The organism is Pseudomonas sp. VE 267-6A (assembly GCF_024126555.1).
Taxonomy (GTDB): Bacteria; Pseudomonadota; Gammaproteobacteria; order Pseudomonadales; family Pseudomonadaceae; genus Aquipseudomonas; species Aquipseudomonas palmensis.
This window is the reverse complement of the sequence record NZ_JAMYBY010000012.1, coordinates 1-21,721: the sequence shown is the minus strand read 5'-3', so window position 1 is coordinate 21,721 and position 21,721 is coordinate 1. Positions and strand designations below refer to the sequence as shown.

At 65.3% G+C, this 21,721-nt stretch carries 20 protein-coding genes; 7 read left to right on the top strand and 13 right to left on the bottom strand.

Features of this window, described 5'->3' with window-relative positions; all coding sequences use genetic code 11:
* Positions 1–48 precede the first annotated feature (48 nt).
* The 5 genes from pcaF to paaF are packed head-to-tail and all read right to left on the bottom strand — an operon-like array spanning position 49 to position 4,875.
* Complete coding sequence (gene pcaF / locus NJH59_RS15400) at positions 49–1,254, bottom strand: 3-oxoadipyl-CoA thiolase (RefSeq protein WP_253086967.1); 1,206 nt, start codon at positions 1,252–1,254, stop codon at positions 49–51.
* Complete coding sequence (gene paaI, locus NJH59_RS15395) at positions 1,247–1,696, bottom strand: hydroxyphenylacetyl-CoA thioesterase PaaI (RefSeq protein ID WP_043863008.1); 450 nt, start codon at positions 1,694–1,696, stop codon at positions 1,247–1,249. The genes pcaF and paaI overlap by 8 nt, the downstream gene beginning before the upstream one ends.
* Positions 1,689–3,263 (bottom strand): 3-hydroxyacyl-CoA dehydrogenase PaaH, encoded by a 1,575-nt coding sequence (paaH, locus tag NJH59_RS15390; protein ID WP_253086966.1) that lies wholly within the window; start codon positions 3,261–3,263, stop codon positions 1,689–1,691. Before paaH ends, paaI begins: the two co-directional genes overlap by 8 nt.
* 2 nt (positions 3,264–3,265) lie before the next feature.
* Positions 3,266–4,057: a 2-(1,2-epoxy-1,2-dihydrophenyl)acetyl-CoA isomerase PaaG gene (gene paaG, locus NJH59_RS15385; RefSeq protein ID WP_043863010.1), complete on the bottom strand. Its 792-nt coding sequence runs from the start codon at positions 4,055–4,057 to the stop codon at positions 3,266–3,268.
* A gap of 44 nt (positions 4,058–4,101) precedes the next feature.
* Positions 4,102–4,875 carry a 2,3-dehydroadipyl-CoA hydratase PaaF gene (gene paaF, locus NJH59_RS15380; RefSeq protein ID WP_043863011.1) on the bottom strand — a complete coding sequence of 258 codons (774 nt, stop codon included), beginning with the start codon at positions 4,873–4,875 and terminating at the stop codon, positions 4,102–4,104.
* A 261-nt stretch (positions 4,876–5,136) separates the two neighbouring features.
* On the opposite strand from paaF, the gene paaY reads away from it, so the two are divergent.
* The 3 genes from paaY to feaR all read left to right on the top strand — a co-directional run bounded on the left by paaY (position 5,137) and on the right by feaR (position 7,705).
* Entirely contained in the window at positions 5,137–5,733 is a 597-nt protein-coding gene (paaY, locus tag NJH59_RS15375) for a phenylacetic acid degradation protein PaaY (RefSeq protein ID WP_043863012.1), read from the top strand.
* 73 nt (positions 5,734–5,806) lie between these two features.
* Positions 5,807–6,730, top strand: a complete 924-nt coding sequence (paaX, locus tag NJH59_RS15370) for a phenylacetic acid degradation operon negative regulatory protein PaaX (RefSeq protein WP_253086965.1) — start codon at positions 5,807–5,809, stop codon at positions 6,728–6,730.
* A 66-nt stretch (positions 6,731–6,796) separates the two neighbouring features.
* Positions 6,797–7,705, top strand: coding sequence for a transcriptional regulator FeaR (gene feaR, locus NJH59_RS15365; protein ID WP_043863014.1), 909 nt, complete (start codon positions 6,797–6,799; stop codon positions 7,703–7,705).
* Positions 7,706–7,728: 23 nt separating this feature from the next.
* Here feaR and NJH59_RS15360 read toward each other — a convergent pair whose 3' ends face one another.
* From NJH59_RS15360 to NJH59_RS15330, 7 genes are all read right to left on the bottom strand, one after another.
* Positions 7,729–9,228: an aldehyde dehydrogenase family protein gene (locus NJH59_RS15360; protein WP_058541132.1), complete on the bottom strand. Its 1,500-nt coding sequence runs from the start codon at positions 9,226–9,228 to the stop codon at positions 7,729–7,731.
* Positions 9,229–9,407: 179 nt separating this feature from the next.
* Positions 9,408–9,836: a MarR family transcriptional regulator gene (locus NJH59_RS15355; protein ID WP_043863016.1), complete on the bottom strand. Its 429-nt coding sequence runs from the start codon at positions 9,834–9,836 to the stop codon at positions 9,408–9,410.
* Positions 9,829–10,914, bottom strand: coding sequence for a uroporphyrinogen decarboxylase (hemE, locus tag NJH59_RS15350; RefSeq protein WP_253086964.1), 1,086 nt, complete (start codon positions 10,912–10,914; stop codon positions 9,829–9,831). Before hemE ends, NJH59_RS15355 begins: the two co-directional genes overlap by 8 nt.
* 27 nt (positions 10,915–10,941) lie before the next feature.
* Positions 10,942–11,628: a ribulose-phosphate 3-epimerase gene (gene rpe, locus NJH59_RS15345; protein WP_043863018.1), complete on the bottom strand. Its 687-nt coding sequence runs from the start codon at positions 11,626–11,628 to the stop codon at positions 10,942–10,944.
* A 12-nt stretch (positions 11,629–11,640) separates the two neighbouring features.
* On the bottom strand, positions 11,641–12,567 hold the full coding sequence (locus NJH59_RS15340; RefSeq protein ID WP_043863019.1) for an alpha/beta fold hydrolase: 927 nt from the start codon (positions 12,565–12,567) through the stop codon (positions 11,641–11,643).
* 58 nt (positions 12,568–12,625) lie between these two features.
* Complete coding sequence (locus tag NJH59_RS15335; protein ID WP_052504287.1) at positions 12,626–14,203, bottom strand: class I adenylate-forming enzyme family protein; 1,578 nt, start codon at positions 14,201–14,203, stop codon at positions 12,626–12,628.
* The gene (locus tag NJH59_RS15330) at positions 14,190–15,806 is read right to left on the bottom strand and encodes a phosphopantetheine-binding protein (protein WP_253086963.1); all 1,617 of its coding nucleotides are present in this window, start codon (positions 15,804–15,806) and stop codon (positions 14,190–14,192) included. The genes NJH59_RS15335 and NJH59_RS15330 overlap by 14 nt, the downstream gene beginning before the upstream one ends.
* Positions 15,807–16,257: 451 nt before the next feature.
* Between NJH59_RS15330 and ccoN the strand changes: the two genes are divergently transcribed.
* Together ccoN and NJH59_RS15320 are read left to right on the top strand one after the other, a co-directional pair.
* Positions 16,258–17,685, top strand: coding sequence for a cytochrome-c oxidase, cbb3-type subunit I (ccoN, locus tag NJH59_RS15325; RefSeq protein WP_043863022.1), 1,428 nt, complete (start codon positions 16,258–16,260; stop codon positions 17,683–17,685).
* A gap of 10 nt (positions 17,686–17,695) precedes the next feature.
* Positions 17,696–17,908, top strand: coding sequence for a hypothetical protein (locus NJH59_RS15320; protein WP_054915446.1), 213 nt, complete (start codon positions 17,696–17,698; stop codon positions 17,906–17,908).
* Between the two features lie 272 nt (positions 17,909–18,180).
* Here the strand turns inward: NJH59_RS15320 and NJH59_RS15315 are convergent, their stop codons facing one another.
* Positions 18,181–19,263 (bottom strand): ABC transporter substrate-binding protein, encoded by a 1,083-nt coding sequence (locus NJH59_RS15315; RefSeq protein ID WP_229589289.1) that lies wholly within the window; start codon positions 19,261–19,263, stop codon positions 18,181–18,183.
* Positions 19,264–19,491: 228 nt separating this feature from the next.
* On the opposite strand from NJH59_RS15315, the gene NJH59_RS15310 reads away from it, so the two are divergent.
* Together NJH59_RS15310 and NJH59_RS15305 are read left to right on the top strand one after the other, a co-directional pair.
* Positions 19,492–21,150, top strand: coding sequence for a nitrite/sulfite reductase (locus tag NJH59_RS15310; RefSeq protein WP_043859916.1), 1,659 nt, complete (start codon positions 19,492–19,494; stop codon positions 21,148–21,150).
* Positions 21,134–21,628: a DUF934 domain-containing protein gene (locus NJH59_RS15305; protein WP_043859917.1), complete on the top strand. Its 495-nt coding sequence runs from the start codon at positions 21,134–21,136 to the stop codon at positions 21,626–21,628. Before NJH59_RS15310 ends, NJH59_RS15305 begins: the two co-directional genes overlap by 17 nt.
* Positions 21,629–21,721 lie beyond the last annotated feature (93 nt).

Sequence of the window (21,721 nt, the reverse complement as noted above, 5' to 3'; positions counted from 1 at the left end):
TGACGGGCCCGAGTGTGGGAGCTGCACGGCTCCCGCTGTGTTGCCGGCTCAGGTTCGCTCGATGATCATCGCGATACCCTGCCCCACGCCGATGCACATCGTGCACAGCGCGTACCGCCCGCCGCGCTGCTCCAGTTCCACCAGTGCGGTGGTCACCAGGCGAGCGCCGCTCATGCCCAGCGGATGCCCCAGGGCGATGGCGCCGCCATTGGGGTTGACCCGCGGGTCGTCGTCAGCCAGCCCGAGCTCGCGCAGCACCGCCAGGCCCTGCGCGGCGAAGGCTTCGTTCAGCTCGATGACATCCATGTCGGCCAGGTTCAGGTTGGCCAGTTCCAGTACCTTGCGCGTGGCCGGCACCGGGCCGATGCCCATGATGCGCGGCTCGACGCCAGCCGTGGCCATCGCCACCACCCGCCCACGGGCCTTGAGCCCGAAGCGCGCAGCCTGCGCCGGGCTTGCCAGCAGCAGCGCACAGGCACCGTCGTTGACCCCCGAGGCATTGCCCGCCGTGACACTGCCGCCCTCGCGAAACGGCGTACCCAGGCGTTGCAGCATCTGCAGCGTGGTGTCGCCACGCGGGTGTTCGTCGTGCTCGACGCGCCTGGGCTCGCCCTTGCGCTGGGCAATCGACACCGGCACGATCTCCTGCGCCAGGCGCCCGCTGGCCTGGGCAGCCGCCGCACGTTGCTGGCTGCGCAGGGCGAAGGCGTCCTGGTCGGCACGGGAAATGCCGAACTGTGCGGCGACGTTTTCGGCAGTCTCCGGCATCGAGTCGATACCATACGCCTTTTCCATCGCGGCGTTGACGAAGCGCCAGCCAATGGTGGTGTCGTACAGTTGCGCCTGGCGCGAGAAGGCCTGTTCGGCCTTGCCCATCACCAGCGGTGCGCGCGACATCGACTCCACCCCGCCCACCAGCAGCAGGCCGGCTTCGCCACTGCGGATCGAGCGTGCGCCCAGGCCGATGGCGTCCATGCCCGAGCCGCACAGGCGGTTGACCGTGGTGCCCGGCACTTCTATCGGCAGGCCGGCCAGCAGCGCCGACATGCGCGCCACGTTGCGATTGTCTTCGCCGGCCTGGTTGGCGCAGCCGAACAGCACGTCGTCCGCCTGTGACCAGTCCACCTGCGGGTGGCGCGCCATCAGCGCACGCAGCGGCACCGCGCCCAGGTCGTCGGCACGTACCGTGCTCAGCGCGCCGGCATAGCGCCCGATGGGGGTGCGCACGGCGTCGATGATAAGGGCGTCATTCATCTGCGGTCTCCTGGGCAAGCACTGTGCCTTGCACCTTGTAAGATTTGCCATGGAACAGCGCGATCAGCTGCCCGTTCTGGTTTTCCACACGCACGTCGTAGTTGCCGGTGCGTCCACCACGGCTCTGCTCGACGCAACTTGCATTGAGCGTGTCGCCCATCAGTGCCGGGGCGATGTAGTCGATGCTGCAGCCCAGGCCGATGGTGACCTGGTTGTAGGTGTTGCAGGCCACGGCAAACGCCGAGTCGGCCAGGGTGAAGATGTAGCCGCCATGGCAGGTGCCATGGCCCTGGATCATGTCGGCGCGCACCGGCATGCTCAGGCGCGCCCTGCCCGGCGCGACGCTCAGCAGTTGCATGCCCAGCGCGAGGCTGGCGCGGTCACGGGCGAGCATGGCCTGGGCACATTGGCTGGCAAGCTCGGTGGCGTTCAGGTCAGTCATGCAATGCCCTCCCCTCGGCGACCGTGCGCCGCAGCAGCAGTGATGGCCGGTAGCGGCTTTCGCCGTAGGCGGCCTGCAGATTGTCGAGTACCGCCAGCACCTGCGTCGGGCCGATGGCGTCGGCCCAGGCCAGCGGGCCTTGGGGGTAGTTCACGCCCTTGCGCATGGCCAGGTCGACATCCGCCGCCGTGGCCACGCCCTGCAGCACCGCGTCGGCGGCTTCGTTGGCAAGCATGGCCACGGTGCGCATCACCAGCAGCCCCGGCACGTCGGCCAGCGGGCTGACCACCAGGCCCGCGGCCTGCAGCAAGGCCACAGCCTGGTCGCGGGCAGCGGGGGTGGTGTCGGCGGACCAGCTGATGCCGATGCGCCCAGCGGTGGCGTAGTCCAGCGCCAGGTCGAACAGCACGAGGTTGTGCAAGCCTTCGTCGCGGGCACGCTGGCTGGCCAGGCGACCGTCGGTCAGGGCCAGCACGGCGTCGCCCACGCGTATGACTGCGTGCCCGCATCGCGGGTCAAGCCCGCTCCCACAACGACCGGTGGGCGCGGGCTCGACCCGCGACGGGGCCCGCGACACCTTGATGCCGTGCGCCTCGATACGCGCCAGCAAGCCCTGCGCAATGCCCAGGTCGCCTTCGACTTCACAGGCCTCGATGCGCAAACCACTGCGCAGCTCGCTGACCACCGGGCGCGCGGCCGAGGGCCCATAGTCATAGAACCCCTGCCCGCTCTTGCGTCCCAGCCGGCCGGCATCCACCAGCGCCGCCTGGATCAGCGACGGCTGGAAGCGCATGTCGCCGTAATAGGCATCGAACACCGAACAGGTGACCGCGTAGTTGACGTCATGCCCGATCAGGTCGGTCAGCTCGAACGCACCCATGCGAAAGCCGCCGGCCTCGCGCATCAGCGCATCCAGCGTGGCACACTCGGCCGCACCCTCCTGCAACAGGCGCAGGCTTTCGGCATAGAACGGACGCGCCACGCGGTTGACGATGAAGCCCGGGCTGGAGCTGGCATGCACCGGCGCCTTGCCCCAGGCCCTGGCCGTTGCATACAAGCTGGCCGCTACCTGCGGCGCCGTGGCCAGCCCCGAGACGATCTCGACCAGCGCCATGACCGGCGCGGGGTTGAAGAAGTGCACACCCACGAACCGCTCGGGCCGCGCCAGGCCGGCCGCGATGCGGGTGATCGACAGCGACGAGGTGTTGCTGGCCAGCACGCAGTCGGCCGTGCAGATTGCTTCCAGGCGAGCGAACAGCTCGCGCTTGGCGTCGAGGTTCTCGACGATGGCCTCGATCACCAGCCCCGCATCCGCCAGCTCGTCGAGCGCCAGCACCCCGTGCAGGCGCGCCAAAGTGGCCTCGCGCTGCGCGGGGTCGAGCTTGCCCTTCTCCACCCGCTTGCCCAGTTGCACACCCAGCCCCTCGATGGCCGCGCTCGCCGCCCCCGGGCGGCTGTCGTGCAGCAGCACCGGATGCCCGGCCTGCGCCGCCACCTGGGCAATGCCGGCGCCCATGGCCCCGGCACCGATCACCGCCACCACAACGCTTGTGTCCAGTGCGCTCATGCTCAGCACCCCTTGAACACGGGGGCGCGCTTGGCCATGAAGGCGGCCACGCCCTCGCGGTAGTCCTCGCTGCGCCCGGCCAGGCGCTGCAGGTCGCGCTCCAGGTCCAGTTGCTGGTCAAGGCTGTTGTCCAGGCTGGCATTGAGCCCGCGCTTGATCAGTGCCAGGCCCGAGGTGGGCTGTGTCGCCAGCTGTCGCGCCAGGCCCAGGGCCTCGTCGCGCAGGGCCTCGTCGTCGACGCAGCGGTAGATCAGCCCCCACTGCTCGGCCTGCTCGGCCGACAGCTTGTTGCCCAGCAGCGCCAGGGCCTTGGCCCGCGCCACGCCGACCAGCCGCGGCAGGAACCAGGTACCGCCCGAGTCGGGCACCAGGCCGAGTTTGCAGAACGCCTGGATGAAGCTGGCCGAACGCGCCGCCAGCACCAGGTCGCAGGCCAGCGGGATGTTCGCCCCGGCGCCGGCGGCCACGCCGTTGACCGCGCAGATCACCGGCAGCGGCAAATCGCGCAGGGCGCGAATCAGCGGGTTGTAGAATTTTTCGATGGACTCGCCCAGGTCGGGCATCTGCGCACCGGGCGCGACGTTGCGGTCGGACAGGTCCTGCCCGGCACAGAAGCCGCGCCCTTCACCGGTAAGCAGCAGCACACGCACCTGGGCATTGGCGCGTACCTGCTTGAGCGCCTCCTTCACTTCGGCGTGCATCTGCGCGTTGAAGCTGTTGAGTTGCTCGGGACGGTTCAGGCGCAGAAAGGCCACGCCGTCGTCTATGTCGAAAAGAATGTGCTCGAAGGTCATGACCAGTACCGCTCGCAAGGTTGAAGTAAAAGGGGCCGGCGCACTCAGCGGCCGGTGAACACCGGGGCGCGTTTTTCGCGAAAGGCACTGATGCCCTCGCGCCGGTCATCGGTGGCGGCCAGCACGGTGAAGGCGTGGCGCTCGAAACGCAGGCCGCTGGCAAGGTCGGTGTCCATGGCCTTGAGCAGCGATTCCTTGGCCAGGCGCACGGCCAGCGGGGCCTTGCGCGCGATGGCCTGGGCGATCTGCACGGCGCGCTCGACGGTGAATTCGGGTTGGGTGATTTCGCTGACCAGGCCGACCTGTTGCGCGGTGCGCGCATCGATGGGCTCGCCGGTGAGCACCATCTGCATGGCCATGGACTTGCCCACCGCGCGCAGCAGACGCTGGGTGCCGCCGGCGCCAGGCATGATGCCCAGGTTGATTTCCGGCTGGCCGAAGCGCGCATCCACGCCCGCCACGATGATATCGGCGTGCATCGCCAGCTCGCAGCCACCGCCCAGGGCAAAGCCGTTGACGGCCGCCACCAGGGGCTTGCTGAAGCGGCTGATCTGCTGCCAACAGGCAACACGCGGGTCGTTGAGGATGCCCACCGCATCGCGCTCGGCCATCTCGTTGATGTCGGCGCCGGCGGCAAACGCCTTGCGGCTGCCGGTGAGCACCACGGCGCGGCAGCTGTCGTCACGCTCCAGGCGCTCGAGTTCGGCTGCCAGCTCGCCGAGCAGGCGGGTGTTGAGGGCATTGAGCACCTCGGGGCGGTGCAGCGTCACCAGGCAGATGCCGGCGTGGGAGTTATCAAGCAACAGGGTGTCAGGCATGACGGTCACCGCACGGGCCAGTCGAGGCTGGCTGTTATTGTTGGGTCGAGGCCGATTGCGGCAGAGTATAGCCACAAAACGATACACAAAATCAACATTACTGTGGCTTGTCTGTGTCTATTTGTTTTCCATCCGTGCCAAACAAACCCTGTAAATACTGTGTTTATCGCGAGAACAGCGCCAAGAAGCGATACATAGAAGCATTGCAAACAAGTAACAATACGTTATATTCGCTGTCATCCCCGTCCACAGGAAACCGACATGACCTGCTACAGCCTTGGCGGAATCACCCCGGTCATCGACCCCAGCGCCTACGTGCACCCTTCGGCGGTGCTGATTGGCGACGTGATCGTCGGCCCCGACTGCTATGTAGGCCCGCTGGCCAGCCTGCGTGGCGATTTCGGACGCATCATTCTCGAACAGGGCGCCAACCTGCAGGACACCTGCGTGATGCACGGCTTCCCCGACAGCGACACGGTGATCGAGCGCAACGGGCACGTGGGCCACGGCGCCGTGCTGCACGGCTGCCGCATCGGTGCCGATGCGCTGGTGGGCATGAATGCGGTGGTCATGGACGGCGCCGTGATCGGTGCCTGCTCGATCGTCGGTGCCACCGCCTTCGTCAAGGCCGGCTTCGACTGCCCGCCCCGCTCGCTGGTGGTGGGCTCGCCGGCCCAGGTAAAACGCAGCCTGAGCGACGCTGAAGTGCACTGGAAGCAGGGCGGCACGGGCGAGTACCACGCACTGACCCGTCGCTGCCTGGAGCAGATGGTGGAATGCAGCCCCTTGAGCCAACCCGAACAGGACCGCAGACGTGTCAGCGACAGTACGTTCCGCCCGAAAAACCACACGGCCTGAAGTGCCGGCGGCAACGCTGGCCTTGAAGGACAAACGGCAGTTATATTCCGGGGTTTCACCCAGCGGATCCTCCATGTCGTCGCTCGCGCCCCTCAATCAGCTCGTCACCCGTTTCCAGGAACAGATCCCGATCCGTGCCAGTTCGCTGATCGTCACCCTGTATGGCGATGCCATCGAACCCCACGGCGGCACCGTGTGGCTGGGCAGCCTGATCCAGTTGCTCGAGCCCTTCGGCATCAACGAGCGGCTGATCCGCACCTCGATGTTCCGCCTGACCAAGGAAGGCTGGCTGACCGCCGAAAAGGTCGGCCGGCGCAGCTACTACAGCCTCACCGGTGCCGGGCGGCGGCGTTTCGACAAGGCCTTCAAGCGGGTGTACAGCTCGGTGGTGCCGCAGTGGGATGGCTCCTGGCACCTGGCGATGCTCACCCAGCTGTCTGCCGACAAGCGCAAGCAGGTACGCGAAGAGCTCGAATGGCAGGGCTTTGGCGCCATCTCGCCGGTGGTGCTGGCCAGCCCGCGGGCCGACCGCACCGACATCAACGCCACCCTGCTGGACCTGGACGCGCTGGAAGACACCATCCTGTTCGAGACCACCGGCCAGGACGTGATGGCCTCCCGCGCCTTGCGTGCCCAGGTGCGCGAAAGCTGGCGTATCGAGGAACTGGGGGCGCAGTACAGCGAGTTCATCCAGCTGTTTCGCCCGGTGTGGCAGGCGCTGCGCGAGCAGGACAGCCTGCAGCCGATGGACTGCTTCATGGTGCGCCTGCTGCTGACTCACGAGTACCGCAAGCTGCTGCTGCGCGACCCGCACCTGCCCGACGAACTGCTGCCGGGCGACTGGGAGGGCCGCGCCGCACGCCAGCTGTGCCGCAACCTGTATCGACTGACCTGTGCCCCGGCCGAACAGTGGCTGAGCAGTGCGATGGAAACCGCAGACGGCCCGCTGCCCGATGCCAGCGAAAACTTCTACCGGCGCTTCGGCGGGCTGCGCTAACCTGCAGCGCGTGCCCCCAGCCATCACATGCACCCTAACAACAATGCCAGGTGTGAGGTGTGACCCATGAATACCGCTACTGCCCAGCAGCACTTCCAGCAATGGCTGGCCGACATCAACCATGCCTGCGGCGAGTTCGACGGTGCCGCGCTGGGGGATGCGTTCAGCGGTGAGATTCGCCCCCGCCAGCTGGGCGCCCTGCGCTTCAGTCACGTGAGCAGCTCTCACGCGCGGCTGCTGCGCACGCCGCGCGAGGTGCAGCGCAGCAGCGAACACAAGTACTTTGCGGTGTTCCAGCTCAAGGGCATGGCCAACATGGCCCAGGACGACGCCCGCGAAGTGCTGATGCCGGGGGACATCCTGCTGATCGACAGTGCACGCCCCAGCGACTTCACCTTTGGCGATGCCTCCCAGCAGATCTCGCTGATACTGCCCCACGACCGGGTCGACCAGCTGCTGCGCTTCACCCCGGTGGAGATCGGGCGCAAGATCCCGGCCGGCTCGCCGGTCGCCCTGCTCGCCCAGCAGATGCTGTTGTCCTCGACCCAGCTGGACGAGGTGAGCCTGGCCGAAAGCGAAGCGGTGATCGATGCGCTGATCAGCCTGATGCGCCCGGCACTGTGCGGCAGCGACAGCAACCCCGACCCGCATGAACGCATCTTTCGCAAAAGCCTGGCGCTGATCGAGACGCACATTGCCGACGAGGCGCTGTGCCCGGAGATGATCGCGCGCGACATCGGCGTGTCGATGCGCGGGCTGTACCGGGTGTTCGCCAAGAAGGGCCTGGTGATCGCGCAGTACATCAAGAACCGGCGCCTGGACATCTGCGCCGAAACCCTGCGCAACCCGCAGTCGACCCTCAAGCTGTCGGCGCTGGGGTACACCTGGGGCTTCTCCAACAGCAGCTACTTCACCACCGCGTTCAAGCAGCGCTTTGGCGTGTCGCCCGGCGAGTACCGCAAGCGCTACAGCTGAGCGCCTGCGGCCTGCCAGCCGCCTCAGTGGCGGATGCACACCGACTTGGTCTCGGTGAAGGCGTCCAGCCAGTCGACGCCGAAATCACGCCCGGTACCGGATTGCTTGAAGCCGCCAAACGGCATGTTGGCATCGATCAGGGTGTGGCTGTTGACCCACACGGTGCCGGCCTCGATGCGCGGGGTGAGGTCCATGGCCGACTTGAGGCTGGTGGTCCACAGGCTGGCGGTCAGGCCATAGTCGCTGTCGTTGGCGCGGGCCAGCGCTTCTTCCACATCGGCCACGCGGGTCAGGCTCAGCACCGGGCCGAACACTTCGCTGCGGGTCAGGCGCAGGTTGTCGTCGGGGTTGAGGATCAATGACGGGCTGACGTAGTAGCCATTGGCATCCGGCGCGCTGGCACCGCTGATGATCTGCGCGCCCTGCTCGCGGGCATCGGCCAGGTAGGCCTGCACCGACTGCTGGTGCGCGCCGGAAGCCAGGGCGTTGATCTGCGCACTGGGGTCCAGGCCCGGGCCTACGCTCAGCCCCTTGATCGCCTGCTCGAAGTCCGCTGCCAGGCGGTCGAACAGCGGCGCCTCGACATAGATACGCGAACTGGCGGCGCACACCTGCCCCTGGTTGAGGAAGCTGCCCATCATCAGGCCTTCGATCACCTGCTGCGGATCGGCGTCGGCCAGCACGATGGCCGGGTTCTTGCCACCCAGCTCCAGTGACAGGCGCGTCAGGCGGTCGACTGCCGAACGGGCAATGTGCTTGCCGGTGGCGGTAGAGCCGGTAAAGCTGATCTTCGCCACCCGCGGGTGGCTGGTGAGGGCGCTGCCGCATACGCTGCCGCTGCCGGTGATCAGGTTGAACACGCCGTCCGGAATGCCGGCCTCGGTGGCCAGCTCGGCCATGCGCATCAGGGTCAACGGGGTGATCTCGGAGGGCTTGATGACGATCGAGCAGCCGGCCGCCAGGGCGGGCATCACCTTCCACATGCCGATCATCAGCGGGAAGTTCCACGGCACGATGCCAGCCACCACGCCGACCGGCTCCTTGCGCGTATAGGCGGTGTAGCGGGCACCTTCGGGCACCGGGATCGACACATCCAGGGTGCGCCCGCAGATCTTGGTGGTGAGGCCGGCGGTGTAGCGCATCCAGTTCAGGGTACTGCCGACTTCGAAGGCGCGGGCGATGTTGATCGACTTGCCTTGTTCCAGGGTTTCGAGCTGGGCCAGCTCTTCACCGTGCTGTTCGAGCAAGTCGGCGTAGCGCAGCAGGATACGCTCGCGCTCGGCCGGGGCGCGGCGCGCCCACACGCCACTGACGAATGCCCGATGCGCCGATTGCACGGCCTGGTCGACATCCTCGGCGCTGGCATCGGGGGTCACGGCAATGGGTTGGCCGTTGGCCGGGTTGAAGACGGTAAGGGTCTGGCTGGAGGTGGACGGCCGCCAGCCGCCATTGATGTACAGGCCGTGTTGGCGTCCGAGAAAACGCTGGACACTGGCTAGCAGGGGTACGGTGCCGGCAGTCATGAACACTCCTTTTGTTATGGTTGGGAACATCCCAGGAGAGTGTATGGCGCTGCTGAAGGTGGGGTGTTTCGCTGGCTGCCAGGGTGGTTGGCGAGTGTGCCAATGTGGTGGGTGGTGTGGCTGTTCGCCAGCAAGGCTGGCTCCTACAGGAGCAGGCCTTGCTGGCGAATGGGTGCGGGTCAGCGCAGGCGGGTACGGATCCGGTGGCACACGTTGAGCACCTGCTCCACCTCGCCCTCGCCCAGGTCGATCTTGCACGCCATGTTGCTGAACACCTGCGCCGCCTCGGCCTTGAGCTCACGGCCCTTGTCGGTCAGCAGCAGGTTGCGTCGGCGTCGGTCGCTGGGGTCCAGGTACACGGTGATGAACCCCGCATCCGCCAGGCGCTTGACGATTGGCGTCAACGTGCCCAGGTCGAACAGGGTGAGCTCGCTCAAGGCGCTGATCGACACATCATCCTTGCCCCACAACCCGGCCATCACCAGCAGTTGCGGGTAGGTGACGCCACGTCGCTTGAGCGGTTCGGCATAGTCCCGAACCATGGCGTTGGCTGTCGAATACAGCGAGAAACACAGCATCTTGTCGAAGTCGAACGTCGGGTCAAGCATGCACACCTCCCGCGACGCGGCTGTAGTGATGCACCGCGTCGACCAGTACTGCAACCGCCTCTGGCGAAGTGGCCGGCGAAATGCCCTGCCCCAGGTTGAACACGTGGCCGAAACCGGCCGCCGGTGGTCCGAACGTCTGCAGGGTGCGTCGCACCTCGCGGCGAATGCTCGCCTCGTCTGCCAGCAGCACGGCCGGGTCGAGGTTGCCCTGCAGCGCCACGCAGTTGCCCACCAGCTGGCGAGCCAGCGCCAGGTCACACGTCCAGTCCAGGCCCAGCGCATCGGCGCCGCTGTCGGCCAGCGGGCTGAGCCACTGGGCGCCACCACGGGTATGCACGATGGAGGGAATGCGCACGCCATGCTGGGTCTTGTGCAGGCGCGCCAGCACTTCACGCAGGTAATACAGGGAGAAACGCCGATAGGCAGCGTCGGCCAGCACACCGCCGAAGCTGTCCACCAGCATCACCGCCTGGGCGCCGGACTCGATCTGTGCATTGAGGTCGGCAGCCACCGCGTGACCGAGCACCTTGAGCAACCGGTGCAGCAGTTCCGGGCGACGGTAGAGCATCTTCTTGATCAACTGGCAGTCGCCCGACGGGCCACCCTCGACCATGTAGCAGGCCAGGGTCCAGGGGCTTGCGGCAAAGCCCACCACCGGCACCTTGCCCTCCAGTTCGTGACGCACCTGGGCAAGGGTCTGGTAGGTGTGCTCCAGCGCCTCGGGTTCGGGTACGCGCAGGCGCTCGATGGCCGCCTCGTCACGCAAGGGGTGACGAAAGCGCGGTCCATCGCCGTTCACGCAGTACAGGCCCAGCCCCATGGCGTCGGGCAGGCTGAGCATGTCGGCGAACACCACGGCGGCGTCCAGGCTGAAACGGCGCAGCGGTTGCAGGCTGGCCTCGGTGGCCAGGTCCGGGTTCTTCACCAGGTCCAGGTACGAGCCGGCCCTGGCACGCAGGGCACGATGCTCGGGCAGGTAGCGGCCGGCCTGGCGCATCAGCCAGACAGGCGTATGCGCCGTGGGTTGGCGCAGCAAGGCCTTGATAAACGTATTATTGTGCAAGGACGGGTAACTCATGCTGGTTCGCGAAATTCACTGCACAGCTCATGACTGGCGCCGCGGGGCGGCATCGGCAATCGTGCTGCGCAAGGCGTGGAGCGTGGCGCGGTAATCGGGCTGGGAAAAGATCGCCGTACCGGCCACGAACATGTCGGCACCGGCCGCAGCGACCTGGCCGATGGTGTGAAGGTTGACCCCGCCATCCACTTCCAGGCGGATGTCACGGCCACTGGCATCGATCAGCTTGCGCGCTGCTTCGATCTTGGGCAAGACCGCCGGGATGAACGACTGCCCGCCGAAGCCGGGGTTGACCGACATCAGCAACAACAGGTCGAGCTTGTCGAACACATACTTGCATTCCTCCAGCCCTGTGGCCGGATTGAAGGCCAGGCCCGCCTTGCACCCCAGATCCTTGATCAGTTGCAGGGAGCGGTCCAGGTGAACGGTGGCCTCGGGGTGAATCGAGATGTAGTCGGCACCCGCCTCGGCAAATGCCTGGATCATCGGGTCCACGGGGGTGACCATCAGGTGCACATCCAGCGGCGCGGTGATGCCGTAGCTGCGCAGGGCCTTGCAGAACTGCGGCCCCATGGTCAGGTTGGGTACGTAGTGGTTGTCCATCACGTCGATGTGGATGACGTCGGCACCGGCAGCCAGAACCCGCTCGGCTTCCTCGCCCAACCGGGCAAAATCGGCCGCCAGCATCGACGGGGCAATCCAGAACTCTTTCACACGCCTACTCCGTTACTCATTGGCTATTCGTCGCACCGGGCCCTGCTCGTTTTGCGCAAGGGCGGTGTTGATCTGTGCGATCAGGCTGTCACTTGCCGCTTCGAGATGAAAATGGTGCCCGCCATCATGCCAGTGCACACGGCTGGCCCAGGGCAACGCTTTTTTGCGCTTGTCGAATTCCGGGCCGGCAAACAGGCCCTGGCGCCCGAGCATCACATGCAGCGGGCAACTGATCTGGCGCAGGAAGTCGCAGGCCTGACGCTCGGTCAGCTGCATCGGTTCGGGCAGCACCAGCCGCGGGTCGTGACGCCAGCGGTAGCCATCCCCCACGCTGAGCAGGTCGCGCATGGCCAGCAGGCGTGCCGAGGCCGGCGAGAGCAGGCCGTCGATACTGTTGCGCCGCTCGTTGACAGCCGCCTCGACGCTGCTGAACTGCACACTGTCGGGGGCCGAGAACCCATGCAGGCGGGTGCGCAGGGCCAGGCGCATCAGGCGATGGGCCTTCTTCAGGTGCTCCACGGTGTCTTCTTCGGCGATGGTGAACGGAGCGCCCATGCCATCGAGGAAGATCATGCTGTCGATGGACTTGTTCATCGCCCCCAGGATCGACGCGATGCCGCTGCCCATGGAATGGCCGATCACCGAAAAGCGCTTCCAGCCCATGCACTCGACCAGGGTATTCATGTCGTCGGCATGTTCCCACAGATAGTAGCCACTGTCGGCACGCCGATGGTCCGAGCGTCCGTGCCCGGCGAGGTCCGGTGCCACCACGAAGCAATCCTTCAGGTACGGCGCCACCTGTTCGAACGAGGCGGCGTTGTCCAGCCAGCCATGCACGGCCAATACCGGATGAGCCCCCTCCTCGCCCCAGACCCGCAGGGCAAACGTCTGCCCGTTGACGTCCAGGGTCTGGTCCCTGCCTTTATTGCCAAGACGCATGTAGATACTCCCTGCGTAAGCACTGTTTCGAGGTAACGGGCAACACCCGCAGCGCCTGTCAGCCGGCGGCCGCCAGCTGCGCCGAGCGTGCCGTGTGTTGCAACTGCTTGAGGTCGAACTTGCCGTTGGCGGTGCGCGGCAAGGTGAGCTCGATACTGATTGCCAGTGGCACCTTGTGCGGCTCGAGCCCGGCGCGGCAGCGTTCGAGCAACTGCTCGGCGCTGAGCGTGACGCCCTGGCTCAAGGTCACGAAAGCCCACAGCCCTTCGCCGGCCGCAGCATCCTCGACACCGACCACCGCTGCCGCGTCGATGCCTGCCATGGCATAGAAGAAGTCTTCCACTTCCGCCGGGCTGACCTTCATGCCGCGGGACTTGATCACGTGGTCCATCCGGCCTTCGAAATACAGGTAGCCGTCTTCGTCCAGGTGGCAGTAGTCGCCGGTATGCAGCACGCTCTCCCCGGGATAGGGGCCGGGCTTGAGCTTTTTCGCCGTGGCCTGCGGGTTGCGCCAGTAGCCGGCCATGACCGTGGCGCCGCGAATCACCAACTGGCCCACCTGGTGGGCCTGGTCGATGCGCTGGCCGTGCTCGTCGATCAGCCACAACTCGGTGTTGGGAATGGCGATGCCGACGCTGCCCGGCTTGCTGTCGATGTCCTCTGGCGGCAGGTAGGTGCAGCGCTTGCACTCGGTCAGGCCGTACATGGAGAAGATCTGCGCCTGCGGAAACAGCGCCTTCATCTGCGCAATGTGCGGCGGCTTGAGCGCCGCGCCGGTATTGGTGACCATGCGCACGTGCTCGAAACTGGCGTTGCGCTTGCTCGCGTACTCATGCAGCAGCATGAGCATGGTGGGCACGAACGGGATGACCGTGATCTGGTACTGGCGGATCTTCTTGATCAGGAAGATCGGCCAGGTGAATTCCTTTTCCAGTACCAGGGTGGCGCCCGCGCTCAGCGCCATGATCATCTGGTACAGGCCATAGTCGAACGACAGCGGCAACGAGCAGAGCACGTGGTCGCTGTCGTTGTAGCCCAGGTAGGTGTGCAGCGACGACAGCGCCGCGAGCATGTTGCGATGGGTCAGCATCACGCCCTTGGGCTCGCCGGTGGACCCGGAGGTATAGATGATCGCGGCCAGGTCCAGGTCCAGCGTGCCGCAAGGCACCGGAGCTCCGTTGCCCTGCATCAGCACACCCTCGAAGGTGCGTGTCAGCGCCGAGTCGGCCTCGCCGTCCAGCAGCACGATGGTGCGCAGGTACGGCAGGCTCGGGGTGTCCACCGACAGGCTGGCGAACTTCTCCGAGGTGGTGATCAGCACCGAGGCCTCGGCGTCCCGCACGATGTAGTCAAGGCCCTCGGCATGAGTCTCCAGGCCGACATTGACCACCACGCCACCGGCCTTGAGCACACCCCAGAAGGCACAGATGGTTTCTACCCGGTTGCCCAGGCACAGCACCACCCGTTCCTGACGCTGCAGGCCACAGGCCTGCAAGCCCGAGGCCAGCCGCGAACTGGAATCGTCGAGGTCGGCATAGGTGTAGGTTTCATCGGCATAGATGACTGCCGCCTTGCGCGGGTACAGGCCGTTGCTGGCCTCCAGTACCTGCTGCAGGAGCACGCTAGACCGGCTCATACTGTACCTCTGGCTGGCCTTGCGAGGCGGTTTCGGGGGCGTTCTGGCGGTTGGCGTCGATGTACTGCGCCAGCGTCGTCACGGTATTGAAGTGCCCGGGGGCAATGGTGTCGGGGTTGACGAAGAAGCCTTCGATCTCGTCCTCCAGGCTGACCAGCAGCTCCATCGAGGTGAGCGAGTCGAGCCCCAGGTGGTCACGCAGGTGCGAGTCGGCACGCACCTCGGTACTGGCTGGCAGCTTGAGCACCACCCGCAGGATCTCGATCAGTTGCGCCTGCGTGGCGCCGCTGGCCGTCACGCCCGGTGCGCTGCTGGCAGCAGGTGCGCTGGCCGGGGCGGCGAGCATGTCGTCCAGCGCCACGTCGGCGTGGCTGTCGCGGATCTCCAGTGCGGTCTGACGGGCCCTGGCCAGGAACAGGCGGCCGTGGCTGACGATCACCTCGGCCGGGTGACCATGGCTGTGGAACAGGGTGGGCGAGGCCGTGGGGCCATAGGCACCGGAGGCCGTCACCGCCAGCAGGTCGCCTTCGCTCAGGGTCTCGATGCGCACGTCACGCCCCAGCAGGTCGTCGGGGCTGCACAGCGGGCCGGAGATATGGTACTCGCGCAGCGGCGCGCCATTGCCGCCGGTGGCGTGCACGATGCGGAAGTTGCGCTTGAGCACCTGGCCGCTGCCCGCCGCAGCACCGTGGCAGTTGGTGCCGCCGTCGGTCACGGCGAAGGTCTTGCCGTGGTTGTGCTTGATGTTGTCGACGGTGACCAGCAGCGCGCCGCATTTGCCGGCCACGAAACGGCCGGACTCGACGATGATGCGGGTACGCGGGAACTGGCGATGGAAACTGTCGAACAGCGGGGCCAGCAGCTGCTTGAGCTGACGGGTGTCGAGTTCCTTTTCGTTCTCGTAGTACTTGATGCCCAGGCCGCCGCCGACGTCGACCATGCTCAGGTCCAGGTCGTAGCGAAGGGTGAGGTTGCGGTACAGGTCGAGGATGTAGCTGGCATTGTCATACACCGACTGGGCGTCGAGGATCTTGGTGCCGTTGTAGACGTGAATGCCCTTGATATGCAGGTTGGGCAGCGCCAGGTACTGGCCGAAATTGGCCACTGCGGTGTCTTCCTCGATACCGAAGTGGGTCGGGCGCCCGCCCATCTTCCAGGGCGAGCCCGAGGCCGAGAAATTGGGATTGATGCGAATGGCCACCGGCGCGGTACAGCCCAGCGAGCCGGCCAGGGCAGAAAGCGCGCGCAGTTCGGTTTCGGATTCGACGACGATGGCGTACACCCCCACTTCCAGCGCCCGGCGGTGTTCCTCGGGCTTCTTGTAGGGGCCCAGGAAAATGATGTCCTGGGGTGCAACGCCCGCCTTCAGGGCGATTTCCAGCTCGCCCAGCGAACAGACCTCGGTGTTGCCGCCGTACGAACGGATCAGCTTCACCAGCGACAGATTCGGATTGACCTTGAGCGCGTAGAAGATGTCCACGCAGTCGGGCAAGGCGTCGCGCAGTTCATTGAAACTGCTGCGCAGCACCGCCTCGTCATACAGGTAGGTAGGCGTACCGAATGTCGCCTTTGCCTGGAGGACCAATTCTTTGGAAAGCTTCATCTGTTGCTCCCTTCGTTATTATATTTTCCGGTGCCGAATGCGTGCGCGGGATGCGCACCTGCGTCGTCCCGTTAGCCCTGGCGCGTTAAGTGTCGTATCGGATCGCGCAACGCCTGCAACAACGACAGAAAGCCCCTGCCTGCAAAACTTTGCGCGCAAAGTTTGTGAAATTCTCTACTGCGTTTCGCGGTGATGTCAAGATAATTCCAATGAACCCTGGCTGCGGCCGATGGTCACCCCGTTGACTGCGATTTAGGCCGCATAACAGCGTTCAAATGTCGCACCTGTTACAGATCAGTAGCGCTTTTGCCCAATGAATACAGGGCTTTTATCTGATCCGTATATAAGGCCTGTTTCTGAGTCTGTTTTGTCTACGGCAGGCTTTCTAGAGTCAGCGCCTGTGCTCGTCCCGTCGGGGGGTGGGCTAGGAAGGAAACGCGGATAAACAGCCATGAGTACTCATCAACAGGCACAGGCCTACAACTACAAGGTGGTCCGGCAGTTCGTGGTCATGACGGTGGTGTGGGGCATCGTCGGCATGGCCATGGGCGTATGGATCGCCTCGCAACTGGTCTGGCCGGAGCTCAACCTGGACCTGCCCTGGACCACCTTCGGCCGCCTGCGCCCCCTGCACACCAGCCTGGTGATCTTCGGTTTCGCCGGCAGCGCGCAGTTTGCCGCCAGCTACTACGCGGTGCAGCGCACCTGCCAGGTACGCCTCTACAGCGACTGGCTGACCGCCTTCACCTTCTGGGGCTGGCAGGCAACCATCGTGATCATGCTGCTGAGCCTGCCCCTGGGCCTTACCACCACCAAGGAATACGCCGAGATCGAATTCACCGGCGCGGTGTGGATGGCGATCGTGTGGGTGGCCTATGGCGTGGTGTTCTTCGGCACCCTGCTGCGCCGCAAGGGCACGCACATCTATGTCGGCAACTGGTTCTTCGGGGCCTTCATCGTGGTCATCGCGATGCTGCACGTGGTCAACCACCTGTCGATTCCGGTCAGCTGGTTCAAGTCCTACCCGGTGTACGCGGGGGCCACCGATGCGATGGTGCAGTGGTGGTACGGCCACAACGCGGTGGGCTTCTTCCTGACCACCGGCTTCCTGGGGATGATGTACTACTTCGTGCCCAAGCAGGTCGGCAAGCCGGTGTATTCCTACCGCCTGTCGATCGTGCACTTCTGGGCGCTGATCACCCTGTACATCTGGGCAGGCCCGCACCACCTGCACTACACCGCCCTGCCCGACTGGGCGCAGTCGCTGGGCATGGCGATGTCGATCATCCTGCTGGCCCCGAGCTGGGGCGGCATGATCAACGGCATGATGACCCTCTCGGGCGCCTGGCATAAGCTGCGCAGCGACCCGATCCTGCGTTTCCTGGTGCTGTCGCTGGCGTTCTACGGCATGTCGACCTTCGAAGGCCCGATGATGGCGATCAAGACCGTCAACGCCCTGTCGCACTACACCGACTGGACCATCGGCCACGTGCATGCGGGTGCGCTGGGCTGGGTGGCGATGATCACCTTCGGCGCGCTGTACCACATGATTCCCAAGGTGTTCGGCCGCGAGAAGATGTACAGCATCGGGCTGATCAACCTGCACTTCTGGCTGGCCACCATCGGTACCGTGCTGTACATCGCCTCGATGTGGGTCAACGGCATCACCCAGGGCCTGATGTGGCGCGCCATCAACGACGACGGCACCCTCACCTACTCGTTCGTGGAGGCACTGGTGGCCAGCCACCCGGGCTTCATCGTGCGCTTCGTCGGTGGCGTGTGCTTCCTGAGCGGGATGCTGCTGATGGCCTGGAACACCTGGCGCACGGTACGCGTGGCAGACCCGAAACTGGCACTGGACAACGCGCAGATGGCGTAAGGGGCAGCGAATGAACGGCTGGGCATATGGATTGTACTGCGTGACCGGACTGGTGTTCTTCTACCTGATCACCAGCGCCTGCCTGAGGCGCCATAGCGACCAGGTGGATGACCAGGCAAGCCTCATACCCTTTGCCGATGACCCGGTGGTGGCGCGCCGGGTCGAGCAGGCCATCGGGCGACCGGTGCCTGCCGAGGCACCGGAGGCCTTGCTGAAGGCTTGAGGGTGGTGCTGCACCGGCATGTCCGCAAGAGCGGGTTGATTCGCTCTTGCGGCGTCGCCTATTGATGACTGACCCAGTAAACCGCCGTCACGACCACCAGCACAATCAGGCAGAGTATCGCCCACGCATCGACACTGCTGTCCGGCTTGCTTGCCTTGCTTGGATTTCCCATTGCATTGCCTCTTGTTGTGGTTATGGGAATGCACTGCACCTGATGCAGTTAAGTCCAGCAATGCCCTTTGCTCAAGCAGGGTTTTTGTACAGCTCGTCGGTTAGTAGTCCATCGCGTCCTTCAGGAACGGGTATCGATACCCTGGCGCCTTGCCAACGGCGCTGAACCCCTTGAAATCCAGCCCATAGTCGCCCTGCTGTTCAAGCGTGAGCCAGCGCCGTGCCTTGACCGCATCGATCAGCTGAAGCACCGGCACCGGCCGCGGCCGGGCGAGCAACTGACCGATCGGCACGCCCTGCGCATCATCGTGCAGCAGCACCATGGCCCACCCGCCCAGAGAAAAGTGCCCGCCCATCAACACGCTCAATCGACCCTCGATTCGCGCCTGCAGGGCCTGCGGCGAACTGTTCACCGCACTGAACAGCACATCCCGGCCCGGCACCCGCCCGGCCTCCTCGAATGCCTGCATCGCGCCGAACGCCATCTCGTCATTGGCCGACCACACCAGCTGCGTACGCGGATAACGCGCACCCAGCAACTGCGCCTGTTCATAGGCGCGCTGGCGACTCCATTCCCCATACACCAGCTGGCGCAGGTGCACGCCGGGCAACTCGGCCAACGCCCGGTGCATGCCCTGCTCACGCAACTGCGCCGCCGGGGTGTGCTTCAACCCAGAGAACGCCAGCAGGTCCACGCCCTGCTGCAGGGCAGCGGGCGGCAACTGCTCGACCAGCGTCTTGAGCATGCGGTAGCCGGCCTCCTCGTCGTTGCCGGTCAGGGTGCCGAGGACCGGCGGATAACGGTCCGGATACTCGTGCACCTGCCGCGCCTGGTCGACCGTCAGGCCGTTGTTGACCAGAAACAGCCTGACCCCGCTGCCGCGCGACAGGCGGATGATCTCCGGCGCCACGTACTGCTCGTTGACCAGCACCAGGTAGTCCGGCCGCTGCGGCCCCTGGAGCGCCTGTCGCGCCTGATGCAACACACGCTGGCGATCACGCCCGCTGTACTCGACACGCAAGGACATGCCCAGGTTCTGCGCGGCGCCTTGCATGAAACGCGAGTAACTGACCCAGAAGGTCTCGTCGGCATTGCCCGGATTGAGAAACACCACCGAGGCCGCCTGGGCGCCACTCACCAGCGACAGGCCCAGCCACACCGACAGGCACAAGGCCTTGAGCATTCGAGTACGCTCCTGCAACGCAAAGCGCCGAGTATAACCGCGACGGCACGGGCAACGCTCAGGTGACAGCCAAACGCTAGCCAGTCTCACTTAGTCCATATAGTTCTTTTCATATGCAAAAACATCACTTTTGCGCATAAACGCAAACTGCTATCTTGCCTCGGCTCCGCCCCGGAGTGCGCGGCCGTGCGCGCGATTAGCTGCAAGCAGCCTGAGAACAGGACCCCTATGTACGTATACGACGAGTACGATCAGCGGATCATCGAGGACCGCGTCAAGCAGTTCCGAGACCAGACCCGACGCTACCTGGCCGGTGAGCTGAGCGAAGAAGAGTTCCGCCCCCTGCGCCTGCAAAATGGCCTCTATATTCAACGTTTTGCCCCGATGTTGCGGGTAGCCGTGCCCTACGGCCAGCTGACGTCGCGCCAGACCCGGATGCTGGCCAAAATCGCTCGCGACTACGACAAGGGCTACGCGCACATCAGTACCCGGCAGAACGTGCAGTACAACTGGCCAGCCCTGGAGGACATCCCCGAGATCCTCGCCGAGCTGGCCACGGTGCAGATGCACGCGATCCAGACCAGCGGCAACTGCCTGCGCAACGTCACCACCGACCAGTTCGCCGGCGTTGCCGCCGACGAAGTGATCGACCCGCGCCCATGGTGTGAAATCGTGCGTCAGTGGACCACCTTCCACCCCGAGTTCGCGTACCTGCCGCGCAAGTTCAAGATCGCCATCAATGGCTCGGCCAGCGACCGTGCGGCCATCGAAGTGCACGACATCGGCCTGGAGCCGGTGCACAACGCGGCCGGCGAACTGGGCTTTCGCGTGCTGGTCGGCGGCGGCCTGGGCCGTACCCCGGTGGTGGGCGCCTTCATCAACGAATTTCTGCCCTGGCAGGACCTGCTCAGCTACCTGGACGCGATCCTGCGCGTGTACAACCGTTACGGTCGCCGTGACAACAAGTACAAGGCGCGCATCAAGATCCTGGTCAAGGCCCTCACGCCGGAGGTGTTCGCCCAGAAGGTCGACGCCGAAATGGAGCACCTGCGCGGCGGCAGCACCACCCTGACCGATGCCGAAGTGCATCGCGTGGCCAAGCACTTCGTCGACCCCGACTACCTGGCGCTGGACAACCTCGACAGCCAGCTGGCCGAGCTCGACCAGCAGCACCCGGGCTTCGCCCGCTGGCGCACGCGCAATACCCTGGCGCACAAGAAGCCGGGCTATGTGGCCGTTACCCTGTCGCTCAAGCCGACCGGCGTGGCGCCGGGCGACCTGACCGACAAGCAGCTGGACGCGGTGGCCGACCTTGCCGAACGCTACAGCTTCGGTCAGTTGCGCACCTCCCACGAGCAGAACATCATCCTGGCCGACGTCGAGCAGCGCCAGCTGCACGCGCTGTGGCTGGAGCTGCGTGAAAACGGCTTCGCCACGCCGAACATCGGCCTGCTGACCGACATCATCTGCTGCCCGGGTGGCGACTTCTGCTCGCTGGCCAACGCCAAGTCGATCCCGATCGCCGAATCCATCCAGCGCCGCTTCGACGACCTGGACTATCTGTTCGACATCGGCGAACTGGACCTGAACATCTCCGGCTGCATGAACGCCTGCGGCCACCACCACGTCGGCCATATCGGCATTCTCGGGGTGGACAAGAAGGGCGAGGAGTTCTACCAGGTGTCCCTGGGTGGCAGCGCCAGCCGCGACGCCAGCCTGGGCAAGATCCTCGGCCCCTCGTTCGCCCAGGACGACATGCCGGACGTGATCGAGAAGCTGATCGATGTGTACGTCGAAAAACGTACTGAAGACGAGCGCTTCATCGACACCTACCAACGTATTGGCATCGACCCTTTCAAGGAGCGCGTCTATGCAGCGAATCATTAAAGGCAACCAGATCGTCGACGAAACCTGGCACCTGCTGCCCAAGGACGTCACCCTGGACGAACTGACCAACTGCGACGACTACATCGTGCCGCTGCACCTGTGGCGCGAGCACGCCCATGCCCTCAAGGCCCGCGACGGCGGCCTGGGCGTGTGGCTGGATGCCGACGAGGAAGCCGAGGAAATCGGCGATGACGTGGCAAGCTTCCAGGTCATCGCGCTGAACTTCCCGGCCTTCACCGACGGGCGCAACTACTCCAATGCGCGCCTGCTGCGTGACCGCTACAAGTTCACCGGCGAGCTGCGTGCCATCGGCGACGTGCTGCGCGACCAGCTGTTCTACATGAAGCGTTGCGGTTTCGACGCCTTCGCCCTGCGGGCCGACAAGGACCCGGTCGAAGCGCTGCAGAGCCTGCAGGACTTCTCGGTGACCTACCAGGCCGCCACCGACGAGCCGCAGCCGCTGTTCCGTCGACGCTGAACACCGCCTGTCTAGTCCTGAAATAGGTTTACACCTGTTCAGGTAGGCCGATAGGCCTCAAAACGCCCGATGCACCGCATCGGGCGTTTTGTT

Coding starts and splice junctions, on each gene's coding strand:
- pcaF (WP_253086967.1), bottom strand. CDS start 1,254: ATGAATGACGCCCTTATCATCGACGCCGTGCGCACCCCCATCGGGCGC.
- paaI (WP_043863008.1), bottom strand. CDS start 1,696: ATGACTGACCTGAACGCCACCGAGCTTGCCAGCCAATGTGCCCAGGCC.
- NJH59_RS15335 (WP_052504287.1), bottom strand. CDS start 14,203: ATGAGCCGGTCTAGCGTGCTCCTGCAGCAGGTACTGGAGGCCAGCAAC.
- NJH59_RS15355 (WP_043863016.1), bottom strand. CDS start 9,836: ATGCTTGACCCGACGTTCGACTTCGACAAGATGCTGTGTTTCTCGCTG.
- NJH59_RS15305 (WP_043859917.1), top strand. CDS start 21,134: ATGCAGCGAATCATTAAAGGCAACCAGATCGTCGACGAAACCTGGCAC.
- NJH59_RS15340 (WP_043863019.1), bottom strand. CDS start 12,567: ATGCGTCTTGGCAATAAAGGCAGGGACCAGACCCTGGACGTCAACGGG.
- paaY (WP_043863012.1), top strand. CDS start 5,137: ATGACCTGCTACAGCCTTGGCGGAATCACCCCGGTCATCGACCCCAGC.
- NJH59_RS15310 (WP_043859916.1), top strand. CDS start 19,492: ATGTACGTATACGACGAGTACGATCAGCGGATCATCGAGGACCGCGTC.
- ccoN (WP_043863022.1), top strand. CDS start 16,258: ATGAGTACTCATCAACAGGCACAGGCCTACAACTACAAGGTGGTCCGG.
- NJH59_RS15320 (WP_054915446.1), top strand. CDS start 17,696: ATGAACGGCTGGGCATATGGATTGTACTGCGTGACCGGACTGGTGTTC.
- paaH (WP_253086966.1), bottom strand. CDS start 3,263: ATGAGCGCACTGGACACAAGCGTTGTGGTGGCGGTGATCGGTGCCGGG.
- paaX (WP_253086965.1), top strand. CDS start 5,807: ATGTCGTCGCTCGCGCCCCTCAATCAGCTCGTCACCCGTTTCCAGGAA.
- NJH59_RS15360 (WP_058541132.1), bottom strand. CDS start 9,228: ATGACTGCCGGCACCGTACCCCTGCTAGCCAGTGTCCAGCGTTTTCTC.
- hemE (WP_253086964.1), bottom strand. CDS start 10,914: ATGAGTTACCCGTCCTTGCACAATAATACGTTTATCAAGGCCTTGCTG.
- paaG (WP_043863010.1), bottom strand. CDS start 4,057: ATGACCTTCGAGCACATTCTTTTCGACATAGACGACGGCGTGGCCTTT.
- paaF (WP_043863011.1), bottom strand. CDS start 4,875: ATGCCTGACACCCTGTTGCTTGATAACTCCCACGCCGGCATCTGCCTG.
- NJH59_RS15330 (WP_253086963.1), bottom strand. CDS start 15,806: ATGAAGCTTTCCAAAGAATTGGTCCTCCAGGCAAAGGCGACATTCGGT.
- feaR (WP_043863014.1), top strand. CDS start 6,797: ATGAATACCGCTACTGCCCAGCAGCACTTCCAGCAATGGCTGGCCGAC.
- NJH59_RS15315 (WP_229589289.1), bottom strand. CDS start 19,263: ATGCTCAAGGCCTTGTGCCTGTCGGTGTGGCTGGGCCTGTCGCTGGTG.